This is a genomic window from Dysgonomonas termitidis, assembly GCF_042654545.1.
Classification (GTDB): Bacteria; Bacteroidota; Bacteroidia; order Bacteroidales; family Dysgonomonadaceae; genus Dysgonomonas; species Dysgonomonas termitidis.
Genome location: NZ_JBHSGN010000105.1, coordinates 38052 through 50221 on the forward strand (window position 1 = coordinate 38052; position 12170 = coordinate 50221).

Sequence of the window (12170 nt, forward strand, 5' to 3'; positions counted from 1 at the left end):
TTTGCAATATAAGTGTCCAGATTCCGTTTTCTCGTATTTCTTAAGAAAAACTGATAAAAACATCTAAAATCTTATATATTCAATATTTTTATGCTAAATTTGCACACTTAGAATATTTGTGTGCAGTTTTAATATATGGCCATAAACAAAACCCGAAATATATTAATTGACGTAGCTCGTCAACTATTCGCAAAACTGGGTGTGGATAACACAACCATGAACGATATCGCTGTGGCTTCGCATAAGGGCCGCCGCACATTATATACATACTTCAACAACAAGAATGAAGTTTATCAGGCAGTTCTGGAAACCGAACTCGACCAGATGTACCACGCCCTGCAATCGGTAGCGAGCAAAAAACTTCCTGCCGACGAAAAGCTTCTCCTTTTCTTTTATACCCGGTTCGACGCGGTAAAGAACGTCGTAGTGAGAAACGGCACCTTAAAAGCCGACTTCTTCCGTGACATCTGGCGTGTGCAGAACGTACGCAAATCATTTGACATAAAGGAGATACAGGTACTCAATGACATACTGACCAAAGGAGTAGAAGAGGGCACCTTCGAAATGCCCGACACACAAGCCACTGCCGAAATACTTCACCATGCGCTCAAAGGCCTGGAAGTACCTTATATAAGAGGGCAGATAAGAGCAGAAAGTCTGAAAACGGAGTCTCAGCGTGAGAATATCGCCTATCTGATATTCGAAGGGATCAAAAAGAAGAAATGATTATCAACTGAATTTATATTTAATTTACATCTTAAATTATGAAATTACTTGAAGGTAAAACCGCTGTCATTACAGGTGCAGCCCGCGGCATAGGTAAAGCCATTGCCCTAAAATATGCAGAACAAGGTGCAAATGTTGCATTCACCGATTTAGCGATAGATGATAACGCAAAAGCCACTGAAGCGGAAATCGCCGCTTTCGGAGTAAAAGCTAAAGGATACGCTTCTAATGCCGCAAACTTCGAAGATACGCATAAAGTGGTAGAAGAAATAATGAAAGACTTTGGTCAGATCGACATCCTTGTAAACAACGCAGGTATTACCCGCGACGGCCTGATGATGCGTATGAGCGAGCAACAATGGGATATGGTTATCAATATCAACCTGAAATCGGCATTCAACTTCATCCATGCCATCACTCCTATCATGATGAAACAGAAAGGTGGCAGCATTATCAATATGAGCTCAGTTGTAGGTCTTTCCGGTAATGCAGGGCAGACAAACTACTCCGCATCCAAAGCCGGTATGATCGGATTGGCCAAATCGATAGCTAAAGAGGTTGGCTCAAGAGGTATCCGTGCCAACTGTATCTGTCCGGGATTCATCATTACAGAGATGACAGGCGTATTGTCTGACGAAGTAAAACAAAAATGGGCGGAACAAATTCCGTTGCGTCGCGGCGGTACTCCGGAGGATGTGGCTAATGTAGCTGTATTCTTAGGTTCTGACCTTTCTTCGTATGTTAGCGGACAGGCTATTCCTGTTTGCGGCGGTATGAATATGTAAGATTTATATCTATATAAGGAGACGGGTTCAACTTATAGCTGAACCCGTTCTTAATTTCATTCATGGTGATATGGCTCATTATTCAGAATTGTCATAGCTCTGTATAGCTGCTCCACAAATATCAGGCGCACCATCTGATGCGAAAAAGTCATACGCGAAAGGGTCAGCTTTTCATTCGCCTTATCATACACATTCTGCGAAAAGCCATAAGGGCCGCCAATGAGAAAGACAAGACGTCTGGCCACTGTATGTGTCTTCTTCTCAATATAGGCTGCGAATTGCACGGACGTGTATTCTTTCCCCTTATCGTCCAGTAAGACCAGATAGTCACCCGCTTGCAGGTTCCTGAGGATAAGCTCGCCTTCTTTTTCTTTTTGCTGACCGGCAGTAAGGCTCTTCGTATTCTTTATATCAGGGATAACCTGAATTTCGAAAGGAATATAATGCTCGAGCCGCTTCTGATATTCACTCACTGCATCGATGAAATATCCGGCATCAGTTTTGCCTATGACAAGAAGGGTAATTTTCATTAGAATAATTTTAGCCTGCAAAAATAAGGTTTTTACCTGGTCGCATCTATCACTCCCCTGAAATATCCGATAGATTCGGCTATCCCCGCCAAAGGAGTTTTCATATTACGCTCGTATTCCAGACTACAAGCCCCGTCGTATCTTACTTCGCGAAGCATGCGCACAAATGCAGGAATATCTATGATACCACGCCCGATCTCCCCTGTTTTACCTTCTTTGCTGGCTGCAGTTGTATTTTTCATATGAATATCAAACACACGGTCTTTATACCTTTTCAGATCGGCAACAGGATCTTGTCCGTCACGGGCGTCGTGACCAATATCGAGGCACATACCAATACGCGGGTCCAGATCTTTCACATTCTCGTATATATCCGTAGCATTCGGGTATAGCTTGATATCAGGACCATGCAGGTGAATGGCATACTTGAAGCCGTACTCTTTCACCTTTTGGTCTACATAGGGCAATACCTCGAGATCAGGAACACCAACGATTAACTTCACCCCTACCCGTTTGGCATAATCGAAAGCGCGGTCTACTTCCTCCTTTGTTTTCATATAGATAGGCCCAACGGCATATCCGGTGACATTATGAGCTGCAAGTTTTGCATGAAAAGCTGCAATCTCCTCATCGGTACTGGTTAGGGGCAGATGAAAGTCTTTAATGCACAGATAATGGACATCTACTTCCTGCATCATCTTCAATGTCTCATCTAAGTTGAAGTTAACAAAAGTATAACCCGCAATGGCAACTTTAAACAGTTCTCCGTCATCCCTGAAGTTCCTTTCCGGTTCTTTTGCATACAGGCCGCTACCGGAAAGAAGTATGCAGCTGCAAATAATTGATAAAAATACGCTTAGTTTTCTTTTCATGGTTATTATCATTTAACATTAAATTTATCTATAAGGAAAGAATAACCCGTCAGTATTTTACAAAGTTAAAAATAAAATCAGATTTGTATGTCTTTTACTTTATATCGTTTACAATCTCCCCGATGGACAAAATTCCATATCTTTGCATTTCGAAATACTAAATAGAAATACTATGCGAATAATACCTGATTCCGAATTGATTATCAATACTGATGGCAGTATATTCCATCTGCATATAAAACCGGAGCAACTGTCGGATAAAATAATAATGATGGGCGACCCTGAAAGAGTTACACTCACCGCTTCGTTTTTTGATAACATAGAATGCAATATACAAAGCCGTGAGTTTCATACTATCACCGGGACTTACAAAGGTAAACGCATAACAGCCATATCACACGGCATTGGGCCTGATAATATTGATATTGTCCTCACGGAACTGGATGCCTTAGCCAATGTGGACTTCAATAGCCGGGAAGTAAAAAAAGACTTCAAGCAACTGACGATGGTGCGGGTAGGAACATCGGGCGGATTGCAACCACACTGCCCGATAGGTTCATATGTAGTAGCAGCCAAATCGATAGGATTCGACGGCGTGCTAAACTATTATGACGGACGAAACAGCATTACTCTGAACGACTTTGAAGCGGCATTCAAAGAACATGTAGGCTGGAACCCTCAGCATTGTGCGCCCTATGTAGTCAAAGCTGATGAGAGTCTTGTGGAACAAATCGGATATGACATGATAAAAGGTGTAACTATTTCCGCCATCGGCTTTTATGGCCCGCAGGGGCGGTATGTACGCATACCTTTGGCAAATCCTGATCTGAATAGCAAGATAGAGACATTCCGGTTTGGAGAAGATATGATAACCAATTATGAGATGGAGAGTGCCCCACTCGCTGGATTGGGACGATTGATGGGACATCGTGCCATGACTGTGTGTACCATTATCGCCAATCGCCTTGCCGGAGAATCAAACGCGAATTACAAAGGTTCAATTGAAGATTTAATTAAAAAAGTACTAGACCGCATTTAATGAAGCCTTACACGAAAAAGAAATTAACCAAAGTTTTGTTGATAATACTTATTCATCTGATAATTATTGGATTGGCTGTTCTTTTTGCTAACTGGAAAATCCCCCATGACACCAAAGATTATGTCTACAATAACACAGACAGCATTCCCGCACAAAAAACCGCATTGGTATTGGGGGCGGCCAGGTATATAGGAGGCCGCCAAAATTTATATTTCACATACCGTATCCAGGCAGCCAAAGAATTATACGATGCCGGAAAGGTAAAGGCTTTTGTTGTGAGTGGAGATAACAGCACAAAAGACTACAATGAAGCCCAGGATATGTATGACGCTTTAGTTGAGGCCGGAGTACCCGGAGATATTATATACATGGACTATGCCGGACTGCGCACACTCGACTCGGTGGTGAGGATGAGCGAAATATTCGGACAAAAATCTTTTATTATCGTGTCCCAGAAGTTTCATAACGAGAGAGCCGTATTCCTGGCTCAATATTACGGATTGGAGGCATATGGGTATAACGCGAAGGATATTGATCTGAATCGCTTTTCGTACCGGACAAAAATAAGGGAACTATTCGCACGGGTGAAAGTCTTTGTCGATATCATTACAGGTAAAGGGCCAAAACATCTTGGAGAACCTATAAACATCAATTAATTTATATAAACAATAAAACCATTCAAAAGACTTTATGAAGAAACTTCTACTCGCACTCTCTTTATTTACAGCATGCTCTTTGGCCTACTCGCAAGATCCGAACAGAGAACTTCTAAAAAAATTAGTAGAAAAGAATATACTTACACAGGATGAGGCTGATTCGCTGAGGGCATCATCAAATAAGGATAGTCAGAATAATTCATTTACCCAGTCTGTAGAAAAAATAAGACAAGCATTTAACACGCCATATATGCAATTCGGGGGATACGGTTTATTGCTGTATAAGTATAGCGATGTAAACAAGGTAAAGCATGATTTGAGCACCAGAGTTGTCTTTTTACATATGCAAGGGCAGATATTTAAAGATTTCAAATACTTTGCGATGATGGAATTTGTAAATCCTACGTTAACAGAATATTATGTCGACTGGACTCCCTCAGGTAGTTTTAACCTCAGGGTAGGGCAAATGAAAACACCTTTTTCCCTCGAAAATCAATTCTCTCTTACTGCTTTGGAGTCGATCACCAATACCCGTTCTGTCTCAGCACTTGCAGGTATGGGAGATGATGTTTTAAAATTACAAAACAATAAGAATAACGCCGGGCGCGACATGGGTATAAAGATATCCGGAAACCTCATCAATAAGGGTACTCATCATCTTCTCGAATATGGACTGGGAATATATCAGGGGACAGGCCTCGTTACCAGTGAAACAAATAATTCGAAGGATTTTACAGCCAATATTATGCTACAACCTGTAAAAGGATTCCGCATAGGCGGTGGCGGGTATTTTGGCGAGGCTACTTACAGAAAGACCGGAGAAAGCGAGCAAGAAGACCATGTGCGGAACCGTTGGATTATCAGTTCAGATTATAAAAACAACAGGTTATATGCACGCGCAGAATGGATAAAGGCCAACGATGGCGGTATAGCCAAGGAGGGTATTCATGGCGTGGGATTATGGTATTTCATTCCGGAGAAGCTCAACGCATTCGCAAAGATCGATTATCTGAATCAGAATAAGAATATAAATAGCGAAGTGATGGATTATACCTTAGGGGTAAATTATTACTTCTATAAATCGTGCCGTTTCCAACTGAACTACACCTATTCCGACTACTCAAATAAGTGGGACGCACCAAATTCGAATATTGTTCTGGGACAAATGCAGATCGTATTTTAAAATTGGCGGGCGAGAAAGTCAAAAAAAAGATCATAAATCATAATAAACAGCAATAAATAAGAGTGGTAACTAAAAGAAGCTATACACCGATAGCCTGCCGGAAATATGAGAGTAAAAATAATTGATAAGGATTCATTATTCTCAATTTTTCATTTATTTATTGTTTAATTTGTAAAAAGATAACACTTATTTACGCTAGCGTTAAAATATTTTAATATATTTGTCATATTAAACCAAAAACGAATTATCTGGAGTAGAGACTAACCATATGATTAGCTGTGCCTAATCTCTTTTTCTCAAAATGGTAATAACAAGATGAACTTCTGTTAATATGGCCCTAAAGTATCAAATCAACAAAAAAGTATCAAATTTATCTTTCATTCTTTCGGTTGAAAATTTGGAGGTTAGCTCTATTTTATTAGAGAGAGAGAGAGAGAGAGAGAGAGAGAGAGAGAGAGAGAGAGAGAGAGAGAGAGAGAGAGAGAGAGAGAGAGAGAGAGAGAACATATTAACAAAAAAAAATCAGAAAAGCAACAGATCGGATATAACAAGAAATATCTATCTGCCATTTTATTATAAAAAATCTTCTTTTGGAAACAAATTGATTTCCAGAAGAAGATTTTTGTGTGTTTACACAAAAATATAATTAAGCTGAGAGAAATGTTTCCAAATAAAATGTCGAGTTGATATAAAATAATATTTAGCTATTAATTACAATTATTATGAAGAAAAGAGTGGTGTTAATTTTATCCTGCTTATTGCTAAGCGTCGGATTTATAGTAGCACAAACAACGAGGATTTCCGGTACTGTGGTAGACAGTAATGGAGAACCCGTTATTAGTGCTTCAGTTGTAGTGAAAGGGACTACTGTTGGAACAATAACTGATCTGGATGGTAAGTTTTCCATTAATGTACCTGATGGAAAAAATACACTGGTATTCACATTGGTGGGAATGAAAACAGTAGAAGCAAAACCATCTCAGAACATGAGAGTGGTAATGGAGAATGACGATAAAGTATTAGAAGAAGTCGTTGTTACAGCCATGGGTATCAGCAGGTCGGACAAAGCTTTAGGCTATGCAGTTGCTAAAGTTGATCCGAGTAATGCTGTCCAAAAAGCAGAACCCGATTTATTCCGTTCGTTGAACGGGAAAATCCCGGGAGTACAGATAAGTTCATCGTCATCTGTTGCAGGTAGTGGTACAAAGGTGTCTATCCGTGGTAATTCTTCTATGTACGGAAGCAATGATCCTCTTTATATAGTGGATGGTATTCCTTACAGTAATACTGAAGTTACCACCGGCAACAGACTAACTTCTGCAGGTGCTTATGGAACGGGGATCTCTACCTTAGACCCGAATGACATTGAGAGCATGAGTGTTCTTAAAGGTGCGGCATCAGCGGCACTGTATGGTTCACGCGCTGCAAACGGGGTAATATTGATTACAACAAAATCGGGTGCCAAAAGGAAACGTCAGTCCCAGAAAGGAACTGAAGTAACTATATCATCGTCATATGCATGGGAAACGGTCGCTTCTCTGCCTGATTACCAAAATACATACGGCCCGGGATCGGATTTCTTGTACTCAAATGCCAATGGTTCATGGGGACCAGCTTTCTCCGACTTGGAAACGTTCCCTACATGGAGCAACTACCTAGCAGCCTACCCGGAATTAGGGGCGACACAGGAGTATAAAGCTTATCCTAATAACGTAAAGAATTTATTCCGCACAGGTGGCCTATTAGACCTTTCCGCGAACATTGTAAGTTACAATGACAAAGGGAATTTCAATCTGACCGTATCCCGTGCTGACCAGGATGGATATATCCCTCACTCTGAATTTGAACGGACGTCATTCAGTGCAGGAGGAAATCAAAAACTTGATAATGGTATCCGTGTAGGAGGGACATTATCTTATAGCCGCACTATTCAGAATGGACCATTCTTTGGGGCGGGAAGTTATACCGGATCGGCTAGTTCATTTGCCCGGACGTTGCTTCTGCCACGAAACTTCGATACTTCCTTGCCTTATGAAAACCCGCTTACCGGAGCTAATTTATTCCCGCTTAGCGGAGTTGACAATCCACTTTGGTCATGGAAATACAACACAATAAATTCGGTAAATGACCGTACTGTAGCAACAGTAAATACCGGATATGAATTCACCAAATGGCTATCATTCGATTATACATTCGGATGGAATCAATATGAACTGGAAAGAAGGCAAGTTATTAATATCGGCTCTGCTGCAAGTTCAGGAAGAGGATATATATTGAAAGATAATTATAAGTCACAGGAACTGGAATCGATCTTTGTACTTACTTTCAACAAAGACTTTGGAACGGATTATAACCTCAAAGCTGTATTGGGACACAATGTGAATCAACGCACCACAAGAAGAACCACAGTAGACGGTACCAGAATGATATACAAAGGCATCGACAATCTGGATAACGCATTGACACAAACAGCAACAGAAAACTATACAAGAAGACGACTATGGGCTATGTTCGCCGATGTGACATTTGGTTATAAAAATTATCTTTACCTGAATGCAACAATGCGTAACGACCATTCGTCCACATTGCCAAAGGATAATAACAGTTATTATTATCCGGCTTTTACAGGCTCCTTTATATTTACCGAAGCCTTCGACATAAAACCCGAGATACTTAGTTTCGGTAAACTGCGCCTTGGTTGGGGACAGGTAGGTAATGACGCATCTCCTTATTATAAAAACGGAACATACCTCAAGGCCTCGCCTTTCGACGATCGTCCGCTTATGTTATATCCGACAGCTATCTATGATGAGAAGCTAAAACCGGAGTTTACTACTGAGTTTGAAGTCGGTACGGAACTGAAGTTCTTTAACAACCGTGTAGGAATCGATTTTGCATGGTATACCAGGACAATCAAAGATATGATTGCACCTATCAGTTACCCTCGTTCGACAGGCTTGATCGAATATTATACAAACTTTGGTAAAATAAACAACAAAGGAGTAGAAATAGGACTTTCGGCGACGCCAATCGAACTACGAAACTCTCTTAAATGGGATATTTTTGCAACGTTTACTCATAATAAGAGTAAAGTCGTTTCTTTGACGGATGGTATGGAACGCGTTACATTGTCGACCGGATCAACCAGCGAACCACAACCTACCATGCAGGCAGGTTCCCCTTATGGTATTCTTCGCGGAACTAAAATTGCCCGTGACGAAGAAGGTAATCCATTAATAAATCCTGCTACCGGAGGTTATATGGTTGATACCGAATTAGGTGAATTAGGTGATCCTAACCCCGACTTTAAATCAGCTATTACAAATACGATATCATATAAAGGAGTTACATTCAGCTTTATGTTCGATATGAGTGTAGGTGGGGTTATCGTATCAGGTCCGGTTAGCGATATGTTAGGCCGGGGTGTAACCAAATACAATGAAGACCGCTTAGGAACCCGTATTCTACCAGGCGTCCTGGCTAACCCGAATACGCGCAAGCCATATCTGGATGAAAACGGTAATAAGATACCGAATACTGTACAAATCAATGAGAATAATATGTGGTTTGCATCATCAAGTGTCAGCCCTACATTCGCAATGAACGGTGTACATGAATTCAGCACTTTCGACGCTACAGTTTTCCACCTGAGTGAGATCTCTTTAGGTTATGAAATTCCAAAAAACTGGTTAAGGAAAACATTCATTGGTTCAGCCAGCTTTTCTGTAATTGCAAGAAACTTATGGCATTATGCTCCGGGATTCCCGAAATATATGAACTATGATCCGGGATCAAACTCTTTTGGTGTTGGAAATGTACAGGGAATCGACAGAGAAACAGCCCCTACTACACGAAGAATAGGATTGAACCTGAAATTAACTTTCTAAAAAATTAGAGAAAATGAAAAATAGAATAAAATTCTTATTAATAATATTCGCCCTTCTTTTCGTTACATCATGTACCAAAGACTGGTTGGATATCAATGATAATCCGAATAGCCCCACTACCCCGGAGCTTTCAAAAATGTTGTCAGGTAGCCAAAGATATATGACTAATGCACTTGGACAAGGAAACTTTATCGGTAATAGTTTATCTTCTTATACTCATCATTTAGTATCACGCGAGGTACAAAATTATGGCATGTCTCCAACAGCAAATAATATCTATAATTCATGGAATTATTTCTACAATTATTCACTCGCTGACTTTGATGCTATTATTAAACTTGCCGAACCAGATGGTAATTTGATTTATGCAGGTATTGCAAAAATATTGAAAGCCTATACAATTTCAATGATGACTGATCTTTGGGGCGACGTTCCTTATTCTGAATTCAATATATTTGAAATAAAAGCGCCTAAAGTTGATAAAAGTGATTTCATATATAATTCTGCAATTGATTTATTGGAAAAAGGAATTGCTGATATACAAAACACGAACGCTGCCAATGCCTATGCTCCGGCAAGCGATGATTTCTTCTATAATGGAAATAAAGACAAATGGGTTCGTTTGGCTAATACCATCAAACTAAAGTTGCTATTACAAACACGGAATGCAAAATCCGATATTACTGATTGGCAAAAAAAATTATCAGATTTGGCAACAGCAAATAAATTTATAGGTTCCGGAGAAGATTTTCAATTCTGGTACACTTCGAAAACCAGTCCTGATGAACGCCATCCTGCTTTTGTCGCTGAATATGCCAATAGAGGTACAACATACTATATTAGCCCCTACTTCTATGAAATGATGAAGGGCCTGACTTATAATAATACCAAAAATCCGTTTGCAGGAATTGTTGACCCGCGAGTTCCGTATTATTTCTATAATCAGTTAAAAACAGGTCAGAATGCACAGAACAATCACTCATATCGTGAAGGTAATTTCCTTTCCATCTTCTTTGCAGACAATAGTTCTAATAACTCCGGCGATCAGTCCAGCTCGATGAGTAAGATCGGCATCTATCCTTGTGGCGGAAAATTTGATGACGGTAATGGCGGCGCAGTTTCTGCAACTACCGGAAATGGTGCTGCTCCTGTTAAATTCATTACATACCATTCACTTAAATTCATATTGGCAGAACTTGTACTTACCGGAGAGATAGCCGGAGATGCAAAAAAACTGCTTAAGGAAGGAATAGACGCTTCTATTGCGCATGTGAATACAGTAGCAGCAATGCAAAATGCTCCTTCAATAACGGCTACTGACAGAGATGCTTTTACAACTGCAGTACTTAGCAAATATGATGCAGCCTCTGACGCAGGAAAACTGGAAATCATCATGAGCCAGAAATGGATAGGAAACTTCTTTTCTCCGATAGATGCTTATACGGATTATCGCAGGACAGGTTATCCGGGATTATTCAATCCGGCCAATACGGCAGATCCGGAATATGGTGTAAATCCTACTGTTACAACTAACTCTCCGGCACGGGTACCGATTAGCTTGCTTACATCTTTTCCCAGATCTTTGTATTATCCCGCAACTACAGAAGTAGATCTCAATCCGAACATAAAGCAAAAAACAGATGTGTCGGTTAAATTTATATTCTGGGATAAATAAGACAAAGCGATTGATACATAATTTAAAGTTAAAAGAAACATGAAAAAAATATATTTGTATATCATAGCAGCGATCTCATTTTGTTTGGTTGCTGCAGGTTGTGACAAAGATTTGCCGTTCCCGATAGATGAAGTAACAAGAGGGGTGGTCATAGATATTGTTAAGACCAATGGAAGTGACAACACCCTCATAAATGGGAAAACAACCGGAAACTATCAGGTAGACGTGGCTATCCCTACTCAACAAGGTGATTATTCGATGATGGATCGCGCGCAATTGCTGGCAGTGCTGAATGACGGTACAAAGACAACCAGTCAGGTTGCTGTGGATATTATTACTAGTTTTCCATCAACAATTACCATTAATATTGCCGATGTGTATAGTAAATTCGGAAAGACAGCTCCGGCTCTTGGCCAAACATTGACTTTTACGCTGAATGTTGTTTTAAAAAGCGGAGAAGTAATTCCGGGTTGGAACCAGTATACAGGAGTCTATAACAATCAGGCTTTTGCGGGTTGGCAGATGGGTAGCAGAAAGCTCTCTTATCGTGTGCAATATTCCGTTACAAATGCTACTCCTTGATAAATAACAATTGCATAATATTGAATAGCCCCAATCCCTCCTAATATCGGAGAAGGGGCTATTTAAATATCGAGAATGAAATAGGGGACGGGATACACCCCTTATAATGTTGCATCCAATTCATACAAACACTTTTTAATGCAGGGATGCATCAAATCTAAAAGAGACCGGGCCCGGCAGGAGTGGTCGGAAGAAATATCTTCCGACTATTTTTTTATATAATCATTTGATATTA

Annotated in this window: 11 protein-coding genes; 9 read left to right on the forward strand and 2 right to left on the reverse strand. The window is 40.2% G+C overall.

The window, feature by feature from the left end:
- The first annotated feature begins 135 nt into the window (after window positions 1-135).
- The gene (locus tag ACFO6W_RS17975) at window positions 136-726 is read left to right on the forward strand and encodes a TetR/AcrR family transcriptional regulator (RefSeq protein WP_006801063.1); all 591 of its coding nucleotides are present in this window, start codon (window positions 136-138) and stop codon (window positions 724-726) included.
- A 38-nt stretch (window positions 727-764) separates the two neighbouring features.
- Complete coding sequence (gene fabG, locus ACFO6W_RS17980; RefSeq protein ID WP_379998941.1) at window positions 765-1511, forward strand: 3-oxoacyl-[acyl-carrier-protein] reductase; 747 nt, start codon at window positions 765-767, stop codon at window positions 1509-1511.
- Between the two features lie 56 nt (window positions 1512-1567).
- On the opposite strand, the gene rlmH is transcribed toward fabG, so the two are convergent.
- Window positions 1568-2041: a 23S rRNA (pseudouridine(1915)-N(3))-methyltransferase RlmH gene (gene rlmH, locus ACFO6W_RS17985; RefSeq protein ID WP_379998943.1), complete on the reverse strand. Its 474-nt coding sequence runs from the start codon at window positions 2039-2041 to the stop codon at window positions 1568-1570.
- Between the two features lie 32 nt (window positions 2042-2073).
- Window positions 2074-2913, reverse strand: a complete 840-nt coding sequence (locus ACFO6W_RS17990) for a sugar phosphate isomerase/epimerase family protein (RefSeq protein ID WP_379998945.1) — start codon at window positions 2911-2913, stop codon at window positions 2074-2076.
- Window positions 2914-3085: 172 nt separating this feature from the next.
- On the opposite strand from ACFO6W_RS17990, the gene ACFO6W_RS17995 reads away from it, so the two are divergent.
- The 7 genes from ACFO6W_RS17995 (at window position 3086) to ACFO6W_RS18025 (ending at window position 11935) form a co-directional block, all read left to right on the forward strand.
- Entirely contained in the window at window positions 3086-3952 is an 867-nt protein-coding gene (locus ACFO6W_RS17995; RefSeq protein WP_379998947.1) for a nucleoside phosphorylase, read from the forward strand.
- The gene (locus ACFO6W_RS18000) at window positions 3952-4608 is read left to right on the forward strand and encodes a SanA/YdcF family protein (RefSeq protein ID WP_379998949.1); all 657 of its coding nucleotides are present in this window, start codon (window positions 3952-3954) and stop codon (window positions 4606-4608) included. Before ACFO6W_RS17995 ends, ACFO6W_RS18000 begins: the two co-directional genes overlap by 1 nt.
- 34 nt (window positions 4609-4642) lie before the next feature.
- A complete protein-coding gene (locus tag ACFO6W_RS18005) occupies window positions 4643-5791 on the forward strand; it encodes a porin (RefSeq protein WP_379998951.1) in 1149 nt (382 codons plus the stop codon).
- A gap of 331 nt (window positions 5792-6122) precedes the next feature.
- Window positions 6123-6437 carry a hypothetical protein gene (locus ACFO6W_RS18010; protein WP_379998953.1) on the forward strand — a complete coding sequence of 105 codons (315 nt, stop codon included), beginning with the start codon at window positions 6123-6125 and terminating at the stop codon, window positions 6435-6437.
- Window positions 6438-6513: 76 nt separating this feature from the next.
- On the forward strand, window positions 6514-9678 hold the full coding sequence (locus ACFO6W_RS18015) for a SusC/RagA family TonB-linked outer membrane protein (RefSeq protein WP_379998955.1): 3165 nt from the start codon (window positions 6514-6516) through the stop codon (window positions 9676-9678).
- A 13-nt stretch (window positions 9679-9691) separates the two neighbouring features.
- Entirely contained in the window at window positions 9692-11353 is a 1662-nt protein-coding gene (locus tag ACFO6W_RS18020; RefSeq protein WP_379998957.1) for a SusD/RagB family nutrient-binding outer membrane lipoprotein, read from the forward strand.
- 39 nt (window positions 11354-11392) lie between these two features.
- Entirely contained in the window at window positions 11393-11935 is a 543-nt protein-coding gene (locus ACFO6W_RS18025; protein ID WP_379998959.1) for a hypothetical protein, read from the forward strand.
- The last annotated feature ends 235 nt before the right edge of the window (window positions 11936-12170 follow it).